The sequence below is a fragment of the Mycobacterium sp. SMC-17 genome (genome assembly GCF_045310915.1).
Taxonomy (GTDB): Bacteria; Actinomycetota; Actinomycetes; order Mycobacteriales; family Mycobacteriaceae; genus Mycobacterium.
This window is the reverse complement of sequence record NZ_JBJIAK010000030.1, coordinates 49,882-73,249: the sequence shown is the minus strand read 5'-3', so window position 1 is coordinate 73,249 and position 23,368 is coordinate 49,882. Positions and strand designations below refer to the sequence as shown.

At 68.1% G+C, this 23,368-nt stretch carries 22 protein-coding genes and 1 rRNA gene; 4 read left to right on the top strand and 19 right to left on the bottom strand.

The features are described from left to right. The 3 genes from ACJH7A_RS19270 to ACJH7A_RS19260 form a co-directional block, all read right to left on the bottom strand. Positions 1–525, bottom strand: a 16S ribosomal RNA gene (locus tag ACJH7A_RS19270); the annotation flags it as partial. Between the two features lie 390 nt (positions 526–915). After that, positions 916–2,214, bottom strand: coding sequence for a tyrosine--tRNA ligase (gene tyrS, locus ACJH7A_RS19265; RefSeq protein ID WP_406802553.1), 1,299 nt, complete (start codon positions 2,212–2,214; stop codon positions 916–918). Positions 2,215–2,252: 38 nt separating this feature from the next. Further along, entirely contained in the window at positions 2,253–2,864 is a 612-nt protein-coding gene (locus ACJH7A_RS19260; protein ID WP_406802552.1) for a DNA-3-methyladenine glycosylase, read from the bottom strand. Positions 2,865–2,933: 69 nt separating this feature from the next. Between ACJH7A_RS19260 and ACJH7A_RS19255 the strand changes: the two genes are divergently transcribed. From ACJH7A_RS19255 to ACJH7A_RS19245, 3 genes are read left to right on the top strand one after another with little or no spacing between them, the layout of a single operon-like run. Beyond that, entirely contained in the window at positions 2,934–3,698 is a 765-nt protein-coding gene (locus ACJH7A_RS19255; RefSeq protein WP_406802551.1) for an ABC transporter ATP-binding protein, read from the top strand. Beyond that, complete coding sequence (locus ACJH7A_RS19250; protein ID WP_244872874.1) at positions 3,632–4,450, top strand: ABC transporter permease; 819 nt, start codon at positions 3,632–3,634, stop codon at positions 4,448–4,450. The genes ACJH7A_RS19255 and ACJH7A_RS19250 overlap by 67 nt, the downstream gene beginning before the upstream one ends. After that, a complete protein-coding gene (locus ACJH7A_RS19245; RefSeq protein ID WP_212814158.1) occupies positions 4,447–5,070 on the top strand; it encodes a TetR family transcriptional regulator in 624 nt (207 codons plus the stop codon). Before ACJH7A_RS19250 ends, ACJH7A_RS19245 begins: the two co-directional genes overlap by 4 nt. Here ACJH7A_RS19245 and ACJH7A_RS19240 read toward each other — a convergent pair. From ACJH7A_RS19240 to ACJH7A_RS19230, 3 genes are all read right to left on the bottom strand, one after another. Further along, entirely contained in the window at positions 5,067–5,273 is a 207-nt protein-coding gene (locus ACJH7A_RS19240; protein ID WP_406802550.1) for a Trm112 family protein, read from the bottom strand. The genes ACJH7A_RS19245 and ACJH7A_RS19240 overlap by 4 nt on opposite strands. Before the next feature lie 6 nt (positions 5,274–5,279). After that, on the bottom strand, positions 5,280–5,711 hold the full coding sequence (locus ACJH7A_RS19235) for a hypothetical protein (RefSeq protein WP_406802549.1): 432 nt from the start codon (positions 5,709–5,711) through the stop codon (positions 5,280–5,282). Between the two features lie 62 nt (positions 5,712–5,773). After that, on the bottom strand, positions 5,774–8,746 hold the full coding sequence (locus ACJH7A_RS19230; RefSeq protein ID WP_406802548.1) for an acyl-CoA synthetase: 2,973 nt from the start codon (positions 8,744–8,746) through the stop codon (positions 5,774–5,776). A gap of 131 nt (positions 8,747–8,877) precedes the next feature. Between ACJH7A_RS19230 and ACJH7A_RS19225 the strand changes: the two genes are divergently transcribed. After that, positions 8,878–10,671: an ABC-F family ATP-binding cassette domain-containing protein gene (locus ACJH7A_RS19225; RefSeq protein WP_406802546.1), complete on the top strand. Its 1,794-nt coding sequence runs from the start codon at positions 8,878–8,880 to the stop codon at positions 10,669–10,671. Here the strand turns inward: ACJH7A_RS19225 and ACJH7A_RS19220 are convergent. From ACJH7A_RS19220 to argC, 13 genes are all read right to left on the bottom strand, one after another. Further along, on the bottom strand, positions 10,665–11,030 hold the full coding sequence (locus ACJH7A_RS19220; protein WP_318987250.1) for a DsrE family protein: 366 nt from the start codon (positions 11,028–11,030) through the stop codon (positions 10,665–10,667). The two genes, ACJH7A_RS19225 and ACJH7A_RS19220, sit on opposite strands and share 7 nt — an antisense overlap. Continuing rightward, on the bottom strand, positions 11,027–11,425 hold the full coding sequence (locus ACJH7A_RS19215; RefSeq protein WP_406802545.1) for a nuclear transport factor 2 family protein: 399 nt from the start codon (positions 11,423–11,425) through the stop codon (positions 11,027–11,029). The genes ACJH7A_RS19220 and ACJH7A_RS19215 overlap by 4 nt, the downstream gene beginning before the upstream one ends. Positions 11,426–11,477: 52 nt before the next feature. Next, a complete protein-coding gene (locus ACJH7A_RS19210) occupies positions 11,478–13,037 on the bottom strand; it encodes an HD domain-containing phosphohydrolase (RefSeq protein WP_212814144.1) in 1,560 nt (519 codons plus the stop codon). A gap of 4 nt (positions 13,038–13,041) precedes the next feature. Next, the gene (locus ACJH7A_RS19205) at positions 13,042–13,332 is read right to left on the bottom strand and encodes an HNH endonuclease (protein ID WP_371824575.1); all 291 of its coding nucleotides are present in this window, start codon (positions 13,330–13,332) and stop codon (positions 13,042–13,044) included. 124 nt (positions 13,333–13,456) lie between these two features. Beyond that, positions 13,457–14,890 (bottom strand): lipopolysaccharide assembly protein LapB, encoded by a 1,434-nt coding sequence (locus ACJH7A_RS19200; protein WP_212814140.1) that lies wholly within the window; start codon positions 14,888–14,890, stop codon positions 13,457–13,459. A gap of 6 nt (positions 14,891–14,896) precedes the next feature. Beyond that, complete coding sequence (gene argH / locus ACJH7A_RS19195; RefSeq protein ID WP_212814138.1) at positions 14,897–16,315, bottom strand: argininosuccinate lyase; 1,419 nt, start codon at positions 16,313–16,315, stop codon at positions 14,897–14,899. 88 nt (positions 16,316–16,403) lie between these two features. Then, entirely contained in the window at positions 16,404–17,603 is a 1,200-nt protein-coding gene (locus ACJH7A_RS19190) for an argininosuccinate synthase (RefSeq protein ID WP_053856149.1), read from the bottom strand. Positions 17,604–17,629: 26 nt separating this feature from the next. Beyond that, a complete protein-coding gene (locus ACJH7A_RS19185) occupies positions 17,630–18,103 on the bottom strand; it encodes an arginine repressor (RefSeq protein ID WP_212814136.1) in 474 nt (157 codons plus the stop codon). Continuing rightward, complete coding sequence (gene argF / locus ACJH7A_RS19180) at positions 18,100–19,029, bottom strand: ornithine carbamoyltransferase (protein WP_212814134.1); 930 nt, start codon at positions 19,027–19,029, stop codon at positions 18,100–18,102. The genes ACJH7A_RS19185 and argF overlap by 4 nt, the downstream gene beginning before the upstream one ends. Continuing rightward, positions 19,026–20,213, bottom strand: a complete 1,188-nt coding sequence (locus tag ACJH7A_RS19175) for an acetylornithine transaminase (protein WP_212814132.1) — start codon at positions 20,211–20,213, stop codon at positions 19,026–19,028. Before ACJH7A_RS19175 ends, argF begins: the two co-directional genes overlap by 4 nt. Beyond that, positions 20,210–21,094 carry an acetylglutamate kinase gene (gene argB, locus ACJH7A_RS19170; protein ID WP_212814130.1) on the bottom strand — a complete coding sequence of 295 codons (885 nt, stop codon included), beginning with the start codon at positions 21,092–21,094 and terminating at the stop codon, positions 20,210–20,212. The genes ACJH7A_RS19175 and argB overlap by 4 nt, the downstream gene beginning before the upstream one ends. After that, positions 21,091–22,296 (bottom strand): bifunctional glutamate N-acetyltransferase/amino-acid acetyltransferase ArgJ, encoded by a 1,206-nt coding sequence (gene argJ / locus ACJH7A_RS19165; protein WP_212814128.1) that lies wholly within the window; start codon positions 22,294–22,296, stop codon positions 21,091–21,093. Before argJ ends, argB begins: the two co-directional genes overlap by 4 nt. Continuing rightward, the gene (argC, locus tag ACJH7A_RS19160; protein ID WP_212814126.1) at positions 22,293–23,327 is read right to left on the bottom strand and encodes an N-acetyl-gamma-glutamyl-phosphate reductase; all 1,035 of its coding nucleotides are present in this window, start codon (positions 23,325–23,327) and stop codon (positions 22,293–22,295) included. The genes argJ and argC overlap by 4 nt, the downstream gene beginning before the upstream one ends. Positions 23,328–23,368 lie beyond the last annotated feature (41 nt).

Here is a 23,368-nt window from a genome sequence, read left to right as displayed (position 1 = left end):
CAACGCTCGCACCCTACGTATTACCGCGGCTGCTGGCACGTAGTTGGCCGGTGCTTCTTCTCCAGGTACCGTCACTTGCGCTTCGTCCCTGGTGAAAGAGGTTTACAACCCGAAGGCCGTCATCCCTCACGCGGCGTCGCTGCATCAGGCTTGCGCCCATTGTGCAATATTCCCCACTGCTGCCTCCCGTAGGAGTCTGGGCCGTATCTCAGTCCCAGTGTGGCCGGTCACCCTCTCAGGCCGGCTACCCGTCGTCGCCTTGGTAGGCCATTACCCCACCAACAAGCTGATAGGCCGCGGGCCCATCCCACACCGCAAAAGCTTTCCACCACACACCATGAAGCGCGCGGTCCTATTCGGTATTAGACCCAGTTTCCCAGGCTTATCCCAAAGTGCAGGGCAGATCACCCACGTGTTACTCACCCGTTCGCCACTCGAGTACCCCGAAGGGCCTTTCCGTTCGACTTGCATGTGTTAAGCACGCCGCCAGCGTTCGTCCTGAGCCAGGATCAAACTCTCCAAACAAAAACCTCGGGACAAACCCGACAGAATCCAGTTCAGAACAATCTGACCTAAACAAAAGACACCAAAAACTGGCATCAAAAAAACAACCACACCCCACAAACGGGAAAACACGAGGTGCAGTCAAAAAAACAACAAACAAAAACCACCAAACACACTATTGAGTTCTCAAACAACACGCCCGGCCTGACCGCGCAACAAACCCGCGGCTAAAAGCCGCGGTCCGTAGTGCGGGCAGTGAGGAACCCCCAACTTAATGGGTGTTACTCTCGGATTTGGTCTTCGCTCTCCGGCGCTTGTCCGTGTCGCTCTGACCTGGAATAAGTTACGGCAGGGCTAACAGCGAGTCAAATCGCCAGGTCAGCGGAGCGTTTCCCCTGGTCAGAGGGGCCGTCATCCTTCGCCGGACCCGCCAACGCGCCGCACCCCAGCGATGTGGCGCTTGCCACGCCGCAACACCAGCCAGCGTTCACCGAGAAAGTCCGTCGGCTGTGGTACCCACTCGTCGCTTTCGACGCGTGCGTTGTTCACGTAGACGCCGCCTTCTGCCACCGTCCGGCGCGCTTCCCCACGACTCTTGGACAGCCCCGTCGCAACCAACAGGTCGGTGATCCCATCCGGACCACCCGGTGTCAGCTCGGCGACCTGGCCATTACTGGCCTCGGTCAGCGCCGCCGAGAGCGTCGACTCGTCGAGATCCGCGAGCTCGGCGCGGCCGAACAGCGCCTGACTGGCCAGTTCGACGGCGTCGGTCGCCGCCTGGCCGTGCACCAACGTGGTCAATTCCCGGGCCAGCCGGCGTTGCGCCGCGCGCTCGTGGGGCCGCTCCGCGGTGGCGGTCGCGAGTTCACCGAGCTCATCGGCGGACAGGAAGGTGAACCAGCGCAGGTAGCCCACGACATCGGCGTCGGCCGCGTTCACGAAGTACTGGTACCAGGCATAGGGGCTGGTCAGCTCGGGGTCGAGCCACAGATTGCCGCCGCCGGTCGACTTGCCGAACTTCTTGCCGTCGGCCGAGGTGACCAGCGGAACCGTCAGCGCATGCGCGGTCGCGCCCAGTTTCTGGCGCACCAGCCGGACGCCCGCGATGATGTTCCCCCACTGGTCAGAGCCACCGACCTGCAGGCTGCAGCCGTGCTTCTTGTACAGCTCGACGAAGTCGTTGGCCTGCAGGAGCATGTAGCTGAACTCGGTGTACGAGATCCCGTCGCCTTCGAGGCGCCGCTTGATGGTGTCGCGATCGAGCATGACGTTGACCGAGAAGTGTTTGCCCAGGTCACGAAGGAATTCGATGGCCGACATCGGGCCGGTCCAGGACAGGTTGTTCTCGACGATCGCACCGTTGCCCGAATCGTTGAACTCGACGAACCGCTCGAGCTGGCCGCGGATACGTTCGGCCCAGTCCGCGACGGTGTCGGCGGTGTTCATCGTCCGCTCACCGTTGTCGCGGGGATCGCCGATCATGCCGGTGGCACCACCGGCCAGCACGATGGGACGGTGTCCGGCCTGCTGGAATCGCCGCAGCGTGAGCAGGGGAACCAGGTGTCCCGCGTGCAGGCTGGGTGCGGTCGGGTCGAAGCCGGCATAGAGGGTGAGCGGTCCATCGGTGGTCGCGGCGGCGAGCGCTTCGCGGTCGGTCGATTGCGCGATCAGGCCGCGCCAGTCCAGTTCATCGAGAATGCCAGTACTCACGACGTCGATCTTCCCCTATCGCAGGTCACCGACCGCCATCAGTCGCTCTCCCCCGGCGCGGGCGCCCGGGGACTGCGCCGGTAGTTCGACACCTCGGGGGTACCCGGCAACCAGAACCGCCAGGCCCGGTCGGCGGCCTGACTGACCCCCACGCGCGGCCCGGCGCTGCCCTCCTGTGGCGGGTTGAGTTCGATCCGGACCGGCGATTGCCGATCAAACAGGTCAATACCGTTGTCCGCCAATGTGATTCCGAGCGCCTCACACAGGTTGCCCGGGCCCCGGGCGTATGCGACGGGCATGATGCCGGCGCGCCGCCGGCCCGCGGCGACACCACAACCGTCGACCACGCGGGCCGCACGGAGCAATACGGCACCCGCCACCCCGTCGGTGCAACACACGACGTTGGCGCACACATGGATGCCGTGGCTGCGGTACGTGTACAAGTACCCGGCCGGCCCGAACATCACCGCACTCCGGGGCGTCGGCCCGCGGTACGAGTGCGCAGCCGCATCCGGCCACGGCCCCGACGGCGGACCGCCATAGGCCTCGACTTCCACGACGGTGGCGACCACGTCCCGGCCGTACAACGTGGCACCGAGCAGCCGCCGAGCCGCGGTGACCGGATCGACGGCGAGTGACTCGGCGCTCATGGCCTGCCATTCTGCCCGGTCCGCCGCCGGCCATTGACATGCCCACGCCACGAGCGGATTATTCACCATATGATGAGTTCATCGAATGGTGAATTACCGAATCAGCGCTCTGACGTGGCGATTCGGATCGACAACCTGACCGTCGTCCGCGGTAATCGGCGCGCGGTCGACGACGTGTCCCTGCAGGTCCGGCGCGGCAGCATCACGGGATTGCTCGGTCCGTCCGGCTGCGGCAAGACCACCCTGATGCGTGCCATCGTCGGCACCCAGATCATCACGAGCGGCACGGTCACGGTCCTCGGGAAGCCGGGCGGATCGGCAGATCTGCGTCGGCGCGTGGGATATGTGACCCAGGAGCCGACGGTGTACAACGATCTGCGCGTCATCGACAACGTGCGCTATTTCGCCGCATTGACAGGCGCCGGCAAGACCGCCGCCGACGAGGCGATAGCCGCCGTCGGTCTCCAGGATCACCGAACTACGTTGTGCGGCAACATGTCCGGCGGACAGCGGACGCGCGCATCGTTGGCCTGTGCGCTGGTGTCCAAACCTGACCTGCTGGTGCTCGATGAACCCACCGTCGGGCTGGACCCGGTACTGCGCGTCGACCTCTGGGAGCAGTTCGATCAGCTGGCCCGCGGCGGCACCACCCTGCTGGTGTCCAGCCATGTGATGGACGAGGCCGACCACTGCGGCGAACTGCTGCTGATGCGCGAGGGCCGTCTGCTCGGACACACCACGCCCACCCAACTACGAGAGGACACCGGATGTTCATCGCTGGAGGAAGCGTTCCTGACCATCATCCGGCGCAGCACCGCGGCCAGAGCCGGCTGACGCTGCAGCCCTACCTGGCCACGACGGCCCGCATCCTGCGTCAGCTCGCCGCCGATCATCGCAGCATGGCGATGATCCTGGTGGTGCCGAGCGCCGTCATCACCTTGATGTACTTCATGTTCGACGATCTGCCGCACCGTCCTGGCACGCTGTCGCCGTTCAACAACGCCTGTCTGATCCTGCTCGGCGTCTTCCCGCTGATCGTGATGTTCCTGATCACCTCGATAACCATGCAGCGCGAAAGGGTTTCGGGCACATTGGAACGGATCCTCACCACTCCCCTGCGCCGGCTGGATCTGCTGGCCGCCTACGGATCGGCATTCTCGGTGGCCGCCGCCGCCCAGGCGACGCTGGCCTGCCTGGTGTCGTTCTGGTTCCTCGGGTTCGACACCGCGGGCAGCCCCGCCCTGGTCTTCCTGATCGCGATCATCAACGCGGTGCTGGGCGTCGGTCTGGGTCTGCTGTGCAGTGCCTTCGCACGCACCGAGTTCCAGGCCGTACAGTTCATGCCGGTGGTGATCGTCCCGCAGTTGCTGTTGTGCGGCATCATCGTTCCCCGCGAAATGCTGCCCGACTGGTTACGGTGGATCAGTGACGCACTGCCCGCGACCTACGCGCTCGAGGCCCTCCAACAGGTGGCCGACCACGCCGACATCACCAGCACCACGATGCGCGACATCGTCATCGTGATCGCGTTCGCAGTCGTCACCATGTGCCTGGCCGCCGCGACCCTGCGCCGCCGGACCCCATGACCGCGACACAGCCGCGGCCGCGCCGCAAACCGCCCGGCCGGCCCAGCGGAACGTCGGACACCAAGGAGACGATCCTGGCGTGTGCGCGGGACCTGTTCGCCCGCAACGGTTTCAACAACACATCGGTGCGGGCGATCGCGTCCGCCGCCGGTGTCGACGCGGCGCTGGTGCATCACTACTTCGGAACGAAGCAGCAGCTCTTCGCCGCCGCGGTGCACATTCCCATCGACCCGCAGATGGTGCTCGGTCCGTTGCGGGACACCCCTGTCGACGAACTCGGCCGCACCTTGCCGTCGCTGTTGTTCCCGATCTGGGACTCCGAGCTCGGCGTCGGGTTCATCGCGGCGCTGCGCTCGATGCTCGCGGGCGACGATGTCAACCTGATCCGCATCTTCCTGGAAGACGTCATCACCGCCGAAGTCGGTGCGCGCGTTGACAATCCACCCGGCACGGGACGAATCCGCGTGCAGTTCGTCGCTTCCCAGTTGATCGGCGTCGTGATGGCCCGCTACATCCTGCAGTTGGAACCGTTCAGATCGCTTCCGGTGCACCAGATCGCGGAGACGATCGCGCCGAACCTGCAGCGCTACCTCACCGGCGAGCTGCCGGCGCTGGACTAACGCCCGGCGGCGGCGAGCAGTCGCTGGTGTTCGGCGTCGTCAGTGACGTCGACTGCCTCGTCGATGAGCAGCACCGGTACCCCGCCGTCGATGCGGTAAGCCCTGCGCAACCGCGGGTTGTACAGGCATTCGTCGCCGACCAGCAGCAACTCACCGCGGTCCTGCGGGCACACCAAAATCGCGCGCAATGCTTCGTCGATCACCGCGCGTCAGCCGCCCAACGGAATCTGCGAGCCACCGGTACCCGGCACCAGACCGGGCGGCAGGCCACCCGGGCCACCGATGACGATGGGGTTCTGCGGCTTCGCGCCGGCGGCGCGGGCCTGATTGCGCTTCTGGAACTTCACCGTGTCCTGCAGCGCGTGGATCAGCGGCACCTGGTTGGGACGCTGGTCGAGCGCCGCCTCGATATCGGCGAGGTTGCCCCGCGACGGCCCGAAGCCCTGGGCACGCAGCTTGAGCGACGTGTGCAGCAGCTTCGCGAGGTCGCCGCCACTGGCGCCGATGTCGTACTCGGCGTCGAGGTCGTCGAGGATGTCGGCGTGTGCCGCGGCAGGAGTGAGCAGCATCCCGGCAGCCACGGCTCCCGCCAGAATCGCGCCGGCAACACCGCGCCGGCGACGGCTGGTGTCTGACGTCATGCATCCTCCATTCAGGTATGACCAAGCGCAGCCTAACAGCGACGCCCGGTACCGGCAGGCTGTCACGACAGACTGCTCGCTCCGGTCAGCTCGGCATGGGCAGCCTCGGTGAACGGCACAAACGCGTCGCTGTCGACGTCGAACTGCCACGAGTTGTCCGTCGATTCCGGCACGCCGGCGGCACGCAACTCGGCGAGCACCGGCCGGTAGGAGGCGTTCAGCTTCAGCTCCGGCACCACATGGATGAGGTCCGGCTCCACCCCGACCGGCAGATCGGCCAACGCCTCACGGAGCTCGGCCGGCAGGACGCTGCCACCCGGACGCAGGCTCAACGCCGTCACCGCCAGCTCCCGGTCACCGACCGGCACCCGGTAGGTGACGGCGATGTCGACGGCGTCGAGGCGGCCCAGCGCATTGCCGACCTCCTTGCCGAACACGGCGCCGCGCGGGGTGCGGATGACTGAACGGCGGTTGTCGACCATCCAGTAGTCGCCGTCGTCGTCCCGGCGGAACAGGAACTCGGTGGACACCCAGGTGTCCCCCGGCGCGAAGACACCGCGCTTGACGGCGGCAGTCGGGTCGACGGGTCCACGCGGCTTGGCCAGCAGGACGCCCACCTCGTTGGGTTCGGCGCGCACCACGAAACCGTCGTCGCCCTCGAGGATCAGGTCGTCGTCGACGTCGTAGGCGGCCAACGCGATCTGACCGCCACCCGGCAGTGGCCGGCCCTCGCTGCCGATCTTGGCGCCAGACACGTTGGCCAGCACGGCCTGACCGTCGGTGGTGGTGAAGAACTCCAGGACGTGTGCGGGCTGGAACGCCTCTTCCACGCGGCGCCACAACCCGGCCGGCATACCCGAGCCGATGAACAGGCGCACGGGGTGCGTTCCGTTGATCACGAACGACGGGTCGTCGATGACGTCGCGCAGCATCGCCCAGGTGTAGGACACCACGGTGACGCCGTACTGCCGCAGTTCGTGCACGAAGCGCTCGGGCCGCAGACCCCGGGACAGCGCGATGCGCGCACCGCCGACGACCGCGCCGCCGAGCGAGACCAGCAGGCCCGACTGGTGGTGCAGCGGGGTGAGGCAGTAGACGGTGTCGCCGCGGCCCAGGTTCGCTGCCGATGCGGTGCCGAATGCCGAGAGCGCCCAGCGGAAGTTGGTGATCTGCCGGGCCACCAGCTCGCCGCCGACGTTGGCGAACGCGACGTAGGCGAGGTCCTGCGCGTAACCCGGGTTGGGCCGGTACCAGCCGGGCAGCTCGACGACTTCGGGGTCGATCTGCTCCATGTCGATGACGTCGGCGTCGTCGGACACGTGCAGGTCACGGTTCTCGCCGCCGCCGAGCACCAGGACGCGGGTCCGCAGCTGTCGCGCGGCATCCAGGTTGGCCGGGTCGGAGATGATGTCGGTGACGCCGCCGAGGCGGGCCGCTACGGCCAGGTCGGCGTCGGGCGGCATCAGCACGGCCACTGCGCCGAGGCGCGACAGCGCCGCGATGGCGACGAGCGCGCTGGGCCGGGTCTCCATCAACACGCCGACCCGAACGCCTTGTCGGACACCGACTTCGATCAGACCACGCACGACGTTGTTGATGCGGCGGTCCACGGCCTCATAGGTGTGCACGCGGCCGTCGAACAGCAGGAACTCACCGTCCGGCGCGCCCTGCGCCTGCTCGCAGATGATGCGGCCCAACGAGATTCGCGTGTGGTCGTTGATCTGACCGAGACGGGCGAGCCGCGGCAGGGTCCGGACTGTCTCGATGGCCAGCGCGCGCGTCGACTTGCCGGCCGTCACGACGGCGTCGGCCGCGGTGTGGGCCAGGCTGAATGCCATCTCCGTCGCGGCGGCGGCACCGTGGGCCACGCGGATGGCCAACGGCACCGACTCGCGCGGCAGTTCGGACTGCAGCGGCATCGGAACAACGTCGGCCGGCATCGGTCCGCCGGCGTCGAGCCACTTGACCCACGACGCGACCGTCGGCCAGCTCTGGCTGGCGGCCTTGGAACCCACGACGAGACCGAAATGCCCGACACGGATGAGGTATTCGTAGACGTCGGCCTCCGGTGCGGCGCGCTTGATGCCGCGCACCGCGGCGGGCTGACCGATGTCGTCGACCTCGCCGACCACGGCGAGGACCGGGCAGGTGATGTCGGACAGCGTCACCAGATTGCCGTGGATGGCGAACCCGCCGGTCATCATGCGGTTGTGCGCGATGAACTGCTTGAGCAGCTCTGCGATGGCCGGGCCGGACCAGGCGATCCAGCCCTCGCTGGCCAGGAACCGGCGCTGCTGCTCGCGCGGCAACAGCGCTTCACGATCATGCAGCTGGCGCAGGAAGTCGAGGCGCGACTGCGCGGTCTTGATCGGGTCCAGCATCTGGAAACCGTTGCGCGCCAACCAGCCCGGGATGTTCAGGCGGCTGAAGACATGGTCGGCCATGAAGTCGGCGACGCCGGATGCCAGGTTCGCCGGCATGTTCATCGGCAGTGCGGCCAGGGTGTCCACGGGAGACCCGAACGCGATGATGCTGGCCAGATCGCGGGACTGCCGGTACGCGGCGGTCTGGTACGCGAACATGCCGCCCTGCGAATAGCCGGCCAGATGGACGTCTTTGCCCGTGGTCGCCTTGACGGTGTCGATGGCCGCGCTGAGCCCCACCACGTGGTCGGCGAGGTTGCGGTCCATGCCGCCCTCGACCTGATCGGGCGAGCCGAAGTCGATGACCCACGGGTCCAGGCCCGCGGCGTGCAGGATGCCGACGGCGCCGTCGTCGCGCGTCACGTCCCACATGTCGGCGGACATCATCATCGGATGCACCATCAGTACCGGCGAACCGGCCGGCGCCGCACCCGGACGGGCGTCGGGCGGGAAATAGCGCCGCAGGCGGTACATCGGCACGCTCTCGACGATCTGGAACGGCGACGGCACGGCGCCGGTCTCCAGCCCGCCGTAGCGCAGCACTTCCAGGCCGTTTTGCGCGGTAGCTACCAACCGCTCCACCGGCCCGGTGATCACCGAAAAATCCACCACCGGGTACTCCCTTTTGGTCAAATAAGTACAAATCCCCCTGATTACGACGCCATCATGGCACAACGCGCTGGTTACCTCGTGGTTACGGCGTGGCAGGGGCACCCGCGACCGACGCCTAGAATCTGCGCCTGATGGCGCATCTATTGGGGGCCGAAGCCCTGCATCTGGAATTTCCGACCCGTGTGGTTTTCGATTCGCTGACGGTCGGGATCGAGGAGGGCGACCGAATCGGCATCGTCGGCCGTAACGGCGACGGCAAATCCAGTTTGCTGGCAATGCTGGGCGGCCGGCTCAAGCCCGACTCCGGGCGAGTGACGGTACGCGGCGGCGTCCGGATCGGGATGCTCGACCAGGCCGACACCCTCGACCACACCGACACCGTCGGGCACGCCGTCGTCGGCGACGTTCCCGAGCACGAGTGGGCGGGTGATCCCCGCGGCCGCGACGTCATCGCCGGGCTCCTCGGCGACCTCGACTGGAATGCGGTGATCGGCACGCTCTCGGGTGGGCAACGCCGCCGCGTGGCGCTCGCCCGCCTGCTCGCCGGCGACCACGACGTCCTGATCCTCGACGAGCCCACCAACCACCTCGACGTCGAGGCGATCACGTGGCTGGCAGCGCATCTCAAGAAGCGCTGGGCCGCCAATGCCGGCGGCCTGCTCGTCGTCACCCACGACCGGTGGTTCCTCGACGAGGTCTGCACGGCGACCTGGGAGGTGCACGACCGCATCGTCGAACCGTTCGAGGGCGGCTACGCGGCGTACATCCTGCAGCGCGTCGAACGGGACCGGCAGGCGGCCGCCAGTGAGGCACGGCGGCAGAACCTGGCCCGCAAGGAGCTCGCGTGGCTGCGCCGCGGTGCACCCGCGCGGACGTCGAAGCCGAAGTTCCGCATCGACGCCGCCAACGCGCTGATCGCCGACGTGCCCGAGATCCGCGACAAGGTGGCGCTGCAGTCGCTGGCGGTGACCCGGCTGGGCAAGCAGGTCGTCGACATTCTGGACGCGTCGGTGACCTACGGAGACCGGCAGGTGCTGCAGGACGTCGAGTGGCGGATCGCCCCCGGCGAGCGCACGGGCATCCTCGGCGTCAACGGCGCCGGCAAGTCGACGCTGCTCGGACTGATCGACGGCTCGGTCGAGCCGACCGAGGGCCGGGTCAAGCACGGCAAGACGGTGCAGATCGCCACGCTGACCCAGGGCGTGGAGAAGCTGGCCGAGCATCTCGACGAACCCGTACGTGTGGTGCTCAGTCGGCTGGCCACGACGTACACGTTCGGATCCGGTTCCAAGGCACAGGAACTCAGCCCGAGTCAGCTGCTGGAGCGCCTCGGCTTCGCCAGCGCGCAGCTGTCCACGCCGGTGCAGGATCTGTCCGGTGGGCAGCAGCGCCGGCTACAGCTGCTCCTGATCCTGCTCGAACAGCCCAACGTGCTGATCCTCGACGAGCCGACCAACGACCTGGACACCGACATGCTGGCGGCCATGGAGGACCTGTTGGACTCGTGGCCCGGCACGCTGATCGTCGTCAGCCACGACCGGTACTTCCTCGAGCGCGTCACCGATCAGCAGTTCGGCATCCTCGGTGGCCGGTTGCGGCACCTGCCCGGCGGGGTCGACGAGTACCTGCGCCTGCGGGCGACGCACGCGGCCCAAACCGGTACCGCCGCAGCCAAACCGGCCGCGGCGGCGCCTGAGGGGCTGTCCGGTGCCGAGCTGCGTGCGGCCCAGAAGGAACTGACCGCCATCGAACGGCGGCTGGAGAAGCTCGCCGGCCAGATCGACACCGCACACCAGCGTCTGGCCGAGCACGACCAGGGCGACTACGAAGGGCTGCAACGTCTTACCGGCTCGCTGCGCGAGCTCGAAGGCGAAGTGACCGAGCTGGAGGAACGCTGGATGGAACTCTCCGAGAAAGTTCAGTAGCTGAACGTGGTGGCCGGCTCGTCGCCGATCCACTGCCACAGCGGGACGGTGCCGCCGAGGTCGGCGTTGGTCAGAATATTCTCTGCATCAAGGGCTTTGGCGTTGAAGCAGATCGGGCAGATGAGGAACCTGCCGCCGGCGGCTTCGTAGCGGGCCATGAGGTCCGGTAGCGGCGGGCAGCCGTCGCAGGCGACACCGAGGGCGAATCCGGGCTGGCCCAGCCGTACGGCTTCCTTGGCCAGGAACATCATCGTCGGGTGTCCCTGTTCGGCCGCACCGACCGCCATCAGCAGGGCGATGGTGACCTTCTCGGCGTCCTCAAGACCGGTGGTGAGGCTGATCGCCACTTTCGAGCTCATGAACGGTTCTCCTTCGGTTCGGGCTGAAATCCTGAGCACAGCAAGTCGATTGAATGGATGCGCTCATCGGCGGCGGCGAACAGGCGCTGCTCGACGATCCTGACGGCGGTCGGGTCACCGGGCGGCGAGGTGCGGACCCGCCAGCTCAACGCGACGCGGTCCCCCACGCGGCCGACGGAGGCGTCGACCAGTTCGAAGTTGTCGGCGCCGAACCAGTGCCGGAACCGGCCGACGGTGTCGTCGGCCCCGGTCACGTCGACCAGACCCGGCGGGATCAGGGCGCGGAAATGTACGTCGGGATCAAGGCATTCGGCCAGCGCGGCGAAATCCTGGCCGGCGAAGGCCTCCAGGAAGGCGCCCGCCACGGCCCATCCCGTGCCGGTGTCGTGGTCCATGTATCGGTTCTACGACCCGCAGGCACCCTGACACATCGGGTGAATACCCGATCTATTCGGCCGCGCTGACCAGCCCGTGGCGCATGGCGAACATCGCGGCGGCACCGCGGGTCGACACCCCGATCTTGGTGTAGATGTGTTCGACATGGGTGCCGACGGTGCGCGGCGTGATCGAAAGGTGTTGCGCGATCTGCCGATTCGACGACCCACGGACCAGTAGCTCGAGCACTTCGAGTTCGCGGCCGGTCAGGCCGGCGACGAGCCGGGGGCGGCGACCCGGTCGGCAGCCTGCGGCGGTGAGTACCGCGGCGACGGCGTCGGCGTCGAGCCGTCCCGCTGTGACCTCGGCGTGCATGGCCGCGGTGCGGTCGGCGGGCGCGAACGCCGTCCGGTGCGGGCGATCCTCGCCGAGCGCCTGGTAGACCACCGCGGCGGCCAGCAGCCGGGCGGGCGCGGGAATCGCCGTGCCGGTCAGGCCGCGGGGATATCCGCTGCCGTCCATGCGTTCGTGGCCGGCCGCGGCGATCGCGCCGATCTCGCACAGCCGCGGTTGGCGGCACAGCACGCGTTCGGTGAGATACGGGACCGTGCGGACGCGTTCGCGCTCGGAAATGGTCAAGGGGCCGGGCTTGTTCCAGATGCCCGTCGACACGCCGATGGCCCCGATCCGGTGCACCAGCGCCGCACGCTCGGCGAGGGCGACGTCGTCCGCACTGAGGCCGGCAACTGTGGCCGCTGCCGTGGCGAGTTCGGCGACGCGGCGTGAATAGCCCAGGAACCAAGGCGATTTCAGGTCGGCGTAGTCGGCGAAGACCCGCAGCACCGCAGTCAGCTCCGCGTCCGGAACAGTGCGATCCAGCGGTGTGCAGCCTTGGATCACCGAACCCCAGGCGTCGACGGTGTCGAGTCCCCCGAAGATCTCGTCCGGACGGCTGCAACACAGGTCGACGAGTTCCGGGTCGAACTCGGTCCCCCGGCGGCTGCGCAGCATTTCCAGCGCCGCTTCGGCGCCGCCGGCGCGGTGGTGCACCTCGGCGTCGTCCGCGATGTGGACGACGCGCATCACCGGCTGGATATCCGCACCCCGGGCCCGCCCCGGCACACCTTTGCCGTCCCAGCGCTCGAAGGCGTCCAGCAGTGCGGCACGTACCTCGGGCGGCAGGTCCAGGCGGTCGGCGATGTCGCTGGCCGTCTGACAGTGGCTGACTAAGAGTTTCGGCATATCGGCGACGCCCTGGGCCAGGAAGCGGCCGACCATGGTGATGCGCTGCAACGCCGGCTGCCCCTGCGCGAGGTGTCCGAGCAGAAACCGCGCCATGCCGGGGCCGGCCTTGTCCACCTGGTAGCTGTCGGCACGCATCTGGAGATCGTCGGCGAACCAGTGCGCCAGCTCGTGCGAGTCGGCGACGCACCCCATCCAGGCCAGCAGCGACACGTAGAAGGCCGCGGCCTGATGTTCGGGCGCCATCCCCGCCGCGGCGGCCAGGCGCGTCGCGATGACCGTCTGGCGCAACACGTGTTCCTGCGGCTGCCCCAGACCGAGATCGGTGGCCAGCGACAGCGCGGCGATGAGCTCCGCCAGGCGCACTTCGGGCGTCTGGGTACCGGCCATCGGCTCAGTATTGCGCCAGTTCCCTGGCGATGGTGGCCTTCCTGAGCAGAAACCTGCCTTCGTCCAACTTCTTTCGGCGCAGCCAACCCGTCACCTCGGCGTTGCACTTGCTCGCATTGCAGGACCGGCAGGCGGGCACCACATTATCGAGCGTGTACCGCCCGCCGCGGGAGATGGGCTGCACGCAATCCTTCTGCAGGTCGGCGTCGTCGGCGCCGCAGTAGGCGCAGCCGCCCCAGATCTCTTGCAGGACAGCCCACTGCTGCGTCGTCAGGTCGTGCTCGACCTTCGCCATCCGACGTTTGCGTCGTCTGGCGTAGACCGCGGCGCGGCTGCGAGCTGGCACCGCCCGAGCCTACGGCCGCCGACGGCCTCAGCCCTGCAGGCGGGCCCGCAGACGATCGGCGGTGTCGGCTGCTTCAGCGGCTGGGCACCGGCACCGTGAAGGTCGGTATGGGTGGCAATGGGCTGAACGTCGGCACCTGAATGTTGCCGGGTGACAACGGCCCCGGCCGATACCTGAAATCGACACTCACCGCCCGGTGACCGCACCACAGCACGAGCCACACACAACCGGCGAGGAACAGCGCCGCCATGACATACCCCGACCATCGCAGACCCCGGCCGGCCAGGGCCACGACGTACTCCACACAGCGGACCCCGAACACGATCGGCAGCACCATCAGTGCGAACCACAGCGCGCCGGGCTGCGCCGCCAATCGGTAGCACGCCCATCCCAGGCCGACCGGCAGTCCCAAGCCGAGCAGCCACACCAACCAGTAGCCCGATTGCTCGGTCAGATGGTCGCCCAAGCTCACGTCGCGGTCGCTGCGAAGGCGCCCGATGGTCACCATGACGTGAGCGAGACCGGCCAGCAGGCACGCGACGATCAGTGCCTGATACCCGAGGCGTACACCATTTGGGCTCCATCCAACGATGATCAGCACAGGTGCGACCGTGGCGATGAATGCGGCCAATGCGGCCAACCCGATGCCGGCCAACGCAATCGGACCGCGCCACAGCCGCCGGGCCAGGTAACCGCGCGGAAGCTGCTTGCGCACTCGAGAGAAGGTGCGAATCCAGTGCACCAGCAGCGGCGCCATCAACACCGGGGCCAGATGACGCAACACCGACGGCGGCACCCACGCGGAGAAGAGGACCACCGCCAACGTGTAGATCCAGACGCCGCCGGCAAGCCGAGCGATGGTGCCCCACACGGTCTGCGCGAGAGTGTGCCGTGCTGCGCCGTGGGTGGGTTCGTCGACGAGAACCGCGGACAGACCCGCCACGCGCCCTCCGGCGAAAGGCCGAGCCGCGGCGGCCTCGGTCTGTAGATCAGCACTTGATGGATCGAGGCTCAATCCGGTGGCGATGAATTGCGCAGCGCGGTCGTCGCCACACCGGCGGGCCACGCGTGCTGCGGCCAAAAACAGCTCAGCGTCATGGGATTCGAGTTCCAACGCCCGATCCAGGGCCGTCCTCGCGGCACGTCGATCCGGCACCTCCGCCAGGCAGGTTGCGAGGAGCATGTGCGCGTCGGCGTCATGGGGATTCGCTTCTACAGCCTTACGGGCATATCGGACCGCGTCTGCGGTGCGGCTCGCCGAAAGGCTGACGCGCGCCAGCACCTGCAACGCCAACAGCGACGTGCCGTCTTGCGCTATCGCCGCATCTGCGGCGGCGCGCGCACGGTCCAGATCTCCGACGTTGTAGACCGCGACGGCGAATGCTTCGAGCAGCTGTCCCCCGTGCGGGTGCTCGGCAAGGGCGGACGACAGCAGGTCCGCGGCGGCTTGCCACTGGCCGACGTCGCCGAGCAGTTGGGCTCGCAGCACCACCGCCTCGACGTCCACCGGCGCCTACCCCAGCTGTGACCGCAGTTGCGCCGCCCGATCCCGCACGATGGTGAGCTGCTCGGCAACCCTCGCCGGCGACGTGCCGCCGCGGGCATCACGCGACTTGACCGAACCGGCGATGGTCAGGACGTCGCGCACTTCCTCGGTGAGTCCCGGGTGGATACCGGCCAGCTCGTCGGCGGCGAGTTCTTCCAGCCCGACTCCCCTGGCCTCTGCGGCCTTGACCGCCGCACCTGCTGCCTCGTGCGCGACGCGGAACGGAATACCTTGGCGCACCATCCATTCCGCGATGTCGGTGGCAAGGGTGTAGCCGAGCGGCGCCAGCGCGGCCATCCGGTCGGTGTCGAAGGTCAGGGTGCCGACCAGGCCGGCCATCGCGGGCAGCAGCAGCTCGAGCTGAGCGACGGAGTCGAAGACCGGCTCCTTGTCCTCCTGCAGATCCCGGTTGTAGGCCAGCGGCTGCGCCTTGAGCGTCGCCAGTAGACCGGCCAGGTTGCCGATGAGGCGGCCGGACTTGCCACGGGCCAGTTCGGCGATGTCGGGGTTCTTCTTCTGCGGCATGATCGAGCTGCCGGTCGACCAGGAGTCGTGCAGCTTGACGTAGCCGAATTCCGTTGTGCTCCAGAGGATGATGTCCTCGGACAGGCGGGACAGATCCACGGCGATCATGGCGAACACGAAAGCCGCCTCGGCGGCGAAGTCGCGCGAAGAAGTGGCGTCGATCGAATTGTCCGCAGCCGCATTGAATCCCAGATCCGCCGCGATGGCGTCGGGGCTAAGGCCGAGCGAGCTACCGGCGAGCGCACCGGAACCGTAGGGCGACACCGCCGCCCGCTTGTCCAGATCGAGCAGCCGGTCGGCGTCGCGCAGCAGTGGGTGCGCGTGCGCGAGAAGGTGGTGGGCCAACAGCACGGGCTGCGCCGATTGCAGATGCGTCTTGCCGGGCATGATCGCCGTGGGGTGCGCCTCGGCCTGGCCGGCCAGCGCGGCCGCCACGTCGAGCACGCCGTTGCCGACGGTCTTGATGGCGTCGCGCAGCCACATGCGGAACAGCGTCGCCACCTGGTCGTTGCGGGACCGGCCGGCGCGCAGCCGGCCACCGAGGTCCTCACCGACGCGGTCGATCAGGCCGCGCTCCAGCGCGCCGTGCACGTCCTCGTCCGTCGGCAGCGGCCCGAAGGAACCGTCTGCGACGTCGTTCCCGAGGCTGTCCAGCCCGGCCAGCAGCCCGTCGCGCTGCTCGTCGGTGAGCAACCCGGCGTTGTGCAGCACGCGGGCGTGCGCCTTGGACGCGGTGACGTCATATGGCGCCAGCGCCCAGTCGAAGTGCGTCGACTTGCTCAGTGCGGCAAGCGCATCAGACGGGCCGGAGGCGAACCGGCCACCCCACAGCGAACCCTCGTTGGTCCCACCGGTGCTCATTAACGTGCCCCTCGTCGAGTGCGAGCGGCCGCTTTTGTACAGCTGAACACGGTGTGTCGATGTACAAACACGGCCGCTCGCGGGAGATTTACAAACCCAGATCGCGCTTGGCGGAGATCTTGGAACTCAGGCCGTGCAGCTGGACGAAGCCCTTGGCGGCGCTCTGGTCGAAGCTGTCGCCCTCGTCGTACGTGGCGAGGTTGAAGTCGTAGAGCGACTCACCCGAGCGACGGCCGTTGACGGTGATGTGACCGCCGTGCAGGACCAGGCGGATGTCGCCGGAGACGTGCTGCTGGGTGTGCTCGACGAACGCCTCCAGCGAGGCCTTCAGCGGGCTGTACCAGAGACCGTCGTAGGTCAGCTCGCCCCACTTGCGGTCGACGCCGCGCTTGTAGCGGCCCAGCTCGCGCTCCAGGGTGACGTGCTCGAGCTCGGTGTGTGCGGTGATCAGCACCATGGCGCCCGGGGCCTCGTAGATCTCGCGGGACTTGATGCCGACGAGGCGGTCCTCGACGACGTCGAGGCGGCCGACACCCTGCGCACCGGCGCGGGAGTTCAGCTCCTGGATGATCTGCAGCACGCTCAGCGGGCGGCCGTCGATCGCGACGGGGCGGCCCTTGTCGAAGCTGATGATCAGCTCGTCGGGGGTGTTGAAGTGGACCGTCGGGTCCTCGGTGTAGTCGTAGACGTCCTTGGTCGGGGCGTTCCACAGGTCCTCGAGGAAACCGGTCTCGACGGCGCGGCCCCACACGTTCTGGTCGATGGAGAACGGCGACTTCTTGGTGACGTTGATCGGGATGTCGTTCTCCTGCGCGAAGGCGATGGCCTTCTCGCGGGTCCAGGCGTAGTCGCGGACCGGGGCGATGACCTCCAGCTCGGGCGCCAGGGTGTTGAAGCCGACCTCGAAGCGGACCTGGTCATTGCCCTTGCCGGTGCAGCCGTGCGCGACGACAGTGCCGCCGTGGCTGCGGGCGGCCTCGACGAGATGCTTGACGATCAGCGGCCGCGAGATGGCCGACACCAGCGGGTACCGGTCCATGTACAGCGCGTTGGCCTTGATGGTCGGCAGGCAGTACTCGTCGGCGAACTCGTCACGCGCGTCGACCACGACGGCCTCGACGGCGCCGCAGTCGATGGCACGCTGACGCACCACCTCCATGTCCTCGCCGCCCTGGCCCAGGTCGATGGCCACGGCAACGACCTCTTTGCCGGTCTCCTTGCCGATCCAGCTGATCGCGACCGAAGTGTCCAGACCGCCGGAATACGCCAGGATGACGCGCTCGGACATGTGTCAATCTCCTTGTTCTCGTACTGCTACAGGTTCTCGAAGGTGGCGGCGAGCTCGGCGCCGCTCATCGGTTCGCGGGCGACAACCAAAAGGGTGTCATCACCGGCGATCGTGCCCACAACATAAGGCAGAGCCGCCCGATCTATTGCACTGGCCAGGTACTGCGCGGCCCCAGGTGGCGTACGTAACACCGCCAGGTTGGCGCTGGCGTCCGTGGACACGAGCAGCTCGCCGAGCAGACGGGACAGCCGCTCGGTGCCGCCCGAGACGCCTTTGACGGGGCTGCCGTCCTCGGGGACGACGTAGACGCCGGTGCCGCCGTCGGCGCCGCGCAGCTTGACCGCACCGAGTTCCTCCAGGTCCCGCGACAGCGTGGCCTGGGTGACGTCGATGCCTTCCGCGGCGAGCAGGGCCGCGAGTTCGGTCTGACTGCGCACCGGGTTCGACGACAGCAGCGCCACGATGCGCGACTGCCGTCCGGCCCGGGTCGATGCTGTCATCGCGCGTTGCGCTCCAGCAGCCAGACCAGCATCGCCTTCTGCGCGTGCAGACGGTTCTCGGCCTCGTCGAACACCGCGCTCTGCGGGCCGTCGATCACCTCGTCGGTGATCTCGTCGCCACGGTGCGCCGGCAGGCAGTGCAGCACGACGGCGTCGGCTGCCGCCCGGCCGAGCAGCGCGGTGTTGATCTGGAACGGACGGAACGGCCGCACGCGGTCCAGGCCGTCGTTCTCCTGGCCCATCGAGGTCCAGGTGTCGGTGACGAGGATGTCGGCACCGTCGGCCGCGGCCTGCGGGTCGGTGGTGACGGTGACGGTCGCCCCCGTCTCGGCCGCGCGCTTCTTGGCGGCCTCGACGAACTGCGGGTCGGGCTCGAAGCCCTTCGGCGCGGCGATGGTCACGCTGATGCCCGCGGTGACGCCGCCGACCATCAGTGAGTGCGCCATGTTGTTGGCGCCGTCGCCGAGGTAGCTCATGTTCAGCCCGGCCAGCTTGCCCTTGCGCTCGGCGATGGTCTGCAGATCGGCCAGTACCTGGCAGGGGTGGAACTCGTCGGACAGCGCGTTGATGATCGGGACGGTGGCACCCGACGCCATGGCCGTGAGGCGTTCCTGCGCGAACGTGCGCCAGACGATGCCGTCGACGTAGCGCGACAGCACCGCACCGGTGTCCTCGAGGGTCTCCTCGCGGCCCAATTGGGTGCTGCGACCGTCGACGACGACCGCGTGCCCGCCGAGTTGGGCGATGCCCATCTCGAACGAGAAGCGGGTGCGGGTGGAGTTCTTCTCGAAGATGACGGCGATGCCCCGCGGCCCTTCCAGTGGCCGACGGCTGAACGGCGCCTTCTTGAGTTCGGCGGCCAGCGCCAGGACCTCGGCCTGCTCCACGGGAGTCAGGTCGTCGTCACGGAGGAAATGGCGGATCACTGGGACTCCCCTGCTGCGGTGTCGAGAACGGTGGGTAGAGCGGTCAGGAACGCGTCGATCTGCGCGTCGGTGATGACCAGCGGCGGTGCGAGGCGTACGACGTCGGCGGCCGCGGCGTTGACGAGGAAACCCGCTGTGCGCGCGGCATTTTCGACGGCCTTGGCCTGCGGCGCGGTCAGGACGACGCCGAGGAGCAGCCCGCGGCCCCGCACGTGATCGACGAGCGGGTGGCCCAGCTCCTCGATGCCGTGCGCCAGCGTCTTGCCCGCGGCGTCGGCGCGGTGCACCAGATCGTCGTCGGCCAGCGTCTTGACGACCGCCAGGCCCGCGGCGGTGCACACCGGGTTACCGCCGAAGGTGCTGCCGTGCATGCCCGGCTGCAGCAGGTCGGCTGCCGCCCCGATGGCGATGCAGGCGCCGATGGGCAGTCCGCCGCCGAGGCCCTTGGCCAGCGTGATGACGTCGGGCGTGATGCCGTCGTGCTGATACGCGTAGAAGGCGCCGGTGCGGCCGATACCGGTCTGCACCTCGTCGAGCACCAGCAGCGCACCGTGTTTCGTGGTGACCTCGCGGGCCTTGGCCAGGTAGCCGGCCGGCGGCGTGACGACGCCCCCCTCGCCCATGATCGGTTCGAGGAACACCGCCGCGGTCTCGTCGGTCACCGCCGCTTCGAGCGCGTCGGCGTCGCCGTAGGGCACGTGGGTGACGTCGCCGGGCAACGGCAGGAACGGCTCCTGCTTGCCGGGCTGACCGGTCAGTGCCAGCGATCCCATGGTGCGGCCGTGGAACGCCCCTTGCGCCGCAACGATCTTGGTGCGGCCGGTGAGGCGGCTGATCTTGAATGCGGCTTCGTTGGCTTCGGCGCCGGAGTTGCAGAAGAACACCCGGGCCGGCGCACCGATCTGCGCCACCAGGGCCTCGGCCAGCGCGATGCCCGGTTCGGTGGCATACAGATTCGACGTGTGCCCCAACGTCTTCAGCTGGGTGGTGACGGCCTCGATCACCGCCGGGTGACGATGCCCCAGCACGTTGACCGCGATGCCGGCGAGGAAGTCGACGTAGCTCTTGCCGTCGGCATCGGTGACCACGGCACCGTCGCCGCTGACCAGGGCGACCGGCGGCGTGCCGTAGTTGTTGGTCATCACTGCCTGCCAACGGGCTTGCATTGCTTCGGTTTCCTTCATGCGGGTGATACGACCTTGGTTCCGGTGCCCTCGTTGGTGAACAGTTCGACGAGGACGCAGTGTTCGACACGGCCGTCGATGACGTGCGCGCTCGGGACGCCGTTCTCCACGGCCCGCAGGCATGCCTCGATCTTGGGCACCATGCCGGATTCGAGCTTCGGGAGCAGTTGTGCCAGTGCGGCCGTGTCTATTTCGGTGACCAGCGAGTTGCGGTCCGGCCAGTCGGTGTACAGGCCTTCGACGTCGGTGAGCATCAGCAGCTTCTCGGCGCCGAGCGCCTCGGCCACGGCAGCCGCCGCGGTGTCGGCGTTGATGTTGTGCACCACGCCGTCGGCGTCGGGAGCAATGGTGGACACCACCGGAATCCGGCCCGCATCGATGAGATCCAGGATGGCGTCGGCGTTGACGTGCTCGACGTCGCCGACCAGTCCGATGTCGGTGGGCACGCCGTCGACCGTCACGCTGCGCCGCACCGCGGTGAACAGCTGCGCGTCCTCACCGGTGATGCCGACAGCGTACGGGCCGTGGGCGTTGATCAGCCCGACCAGTTCGCGACCGACCTGCCCGAACAACACCATGCGCGCAACCTCGAGCACCTCTGGCGTGGTGACCCGGAAGCCGCCCTTGAAATCACCTTCGATACCAAGGCGTTTCAACATGGCGCTGATCTGCGGCCCGCCCCCGTGCACGACGACGGGCTGGATGCCACAGTTGCGCAGGAACGCCATGTCGGCGGCGAAGGCCGCCTTGAGGGTGTCGTCGGTCATGGCATTGCCGCCGTACTTGACGACGACGATCTTGCCGTGCAGCTGCTTGAGCCACGGCAGGGCTTCGGCGAGGACCGCAGCTTTGACCGCGGTGGTGAGCCCGGCGGTGCTCATGAGCTGTACGCCGAGTTCTCTTCGACGTAGGCGTGCGACAGGTCGGTGGTCCGGATCGTCGCCTCGTGCTCGCCGATCTTCAGATCGACGATGACCTCGATATCGGCACCCGACAGGTCGACGTCGCGGGCACCCGGCGCACCGGCGCCGTCGATGCACACCGCGGAACCGTTGAACGACACGCTGATCCGGTCGGCGACGAGTTCGATGGGCGCGATGCCGATCGCGGCCAGGACCCGGCCCCAGTTGGGGTCGGACCCGAACAGCGCGGTCTTCACGAGGCTGTCGCGCGCGAGGGCCCGCGCGCCCACGAGGGCGTCGTCCTCACTGGCCGCGCCCTTGACGGTGATCGCGATGCGCTTGGTGACACCTTCGGCGTCGGCCTGCAGTTGCGCGCACAGGTCGTCGCAGACGGCCAGGACGGCCTCGTCCAATTCGCTTTGGCTGGGCCGGATTTCGCTGGCGCCGGAGCTCAGCAGCAGGACGGTGTCGTTGGTGGAGCAGCTGCCGTCGATGTCGAGCCGGTCGAACGTCTTGCCGGCGGCGTTCTTCAGCGCCAGCTTGAGGGCCTCGGCGTCCGCGACGGCGTCGGTGGTGATGACCACCAGCATGGTCGCGAGTGACGGCGCCATCATGCCGGCGCCCTTGGCCATGGCGCCGACGGTCCACTTGCCCGGATGGTGCAGCGCAACCTGTTTCGGCACCGTGTCGGTGGTCATGATGGCCCGCGCGGCCTCGTCACCGCCGGAGAGGCCACCGGCCATCTCGTGCACGATCTCGGTGACACCGGCGAGCACCTTGTCCATCGGCAGCCGGTCACCGATCAGGCCCGTCGAGCACACCGCGACCTCGATGGCCCCGGTCTCGGTGCCCCAGTCGCTCAGCGCGGCGGCGACGGCCTCGGCGGTCTGGTGGGTGTCCTGGAATCCGCCCGGACCGGTACATGCGTTGGCGCCACCGGAATTCAGGATCACGGTCCGCAGCCGGCCGGATTTGAGTACCTGCTCGCTCCACTGCACGGGAGCGGCCCGCACCTTGTTGCGGGTGAACACGCCCGCGGCCGACAGATCGGGTCCCTCGTTGAACACCAGCGCCAGGTCCGGTTTCCCGGACGCCTTGATACCGGCGGCGATTCCGGCGGCCCGGAAGCCTTCCGGCGCGGTGACGCCCTGGTTGCGATGCAGGGACGGGGTGTCGGTCACGGTGCTACTCCCACGGTGGATAGTCCTTCGGTTTCCGGCCAGCCGAGCGCGATGTTCATGGACTGTACTGCCGCGCCGCCGGTGCCCTTGGTCAGGTTGTCGATGACGCACAGCGCCACCAGGGTCTTGGCATCCTCGTCGACCGCGACCGCGATCTGCGCGGCGTTGCTGCCCACCACCGAACCCGTCTTGGGCAGTTGACCTTCCGGCAACAGGTGGATGAACGGCTCACTGGCGTAGGCCTTTTCGTACGCCGCCCGGATTTCCTCGACAGATGCGGTGGTGCGTGCGGTGCAGGTCGCCAGGATGCCGCGCGACGTCGGGATCAGCACCGGGGTGAACGACACCGTCACGTCCTTGTCGGTGACGGCCCGCAGGCCCTGGGCGATCTCCGGGGTGTGCCGGTGCGCACCGCCGACGTTGTAGGCACGGGCCGAGCCGATGACCTCGGCGGCCGACAGGTCGACCTTGCCCGACTTGCCCGCGCCCGAGGTACCGCTCACCGCGACAACGGTGACGTTGGGCTCGACGAGCCCAGCGGCGACGGCGGGGACGAGCGCCAGCAGCGCCGACGTCGGGTAGCAGCCCGGTACCGCGACGCGTTTGGTGCCCAGGAGCTTGTCGCGGCCGCCGGGCAGCTCGGGCAGACCGTAGGGCCAGCTGCCGGCGTGCTCGGAGCCGTAGAACTTCTCCCACGCGGCGGCGTCGGTGAGCCGGAAGTCGGCGCCACAGTCGACGATCAGGGTGTCGGGGCCGAGTTGCTGTGCGAGCGCGGCCGAATGACCGTGCGGCAGGCCCAGGAACACGACGTCGTGCCCGGCGAGGACGTCGACCTCGGTGGGCTGCAGCACCTGCTGCGCGATCGGCAGCAGGTGCGGGTGGTGGTCACCGACCGTGGTGCCGGCATTGCCCGCGGCGGTCAGCGCGCCGATGGTGAGGCGACCATCGGCATAGGCCGGATGGCCCAGCAGAAGCCGCAGAATCTCGCCGCCGGCATACCCACTGGCGCCGGCCACCGCCACAGAAGTCATACGAGCGATTCTGCATGTTTATGCATCAACTTGCAAACCAA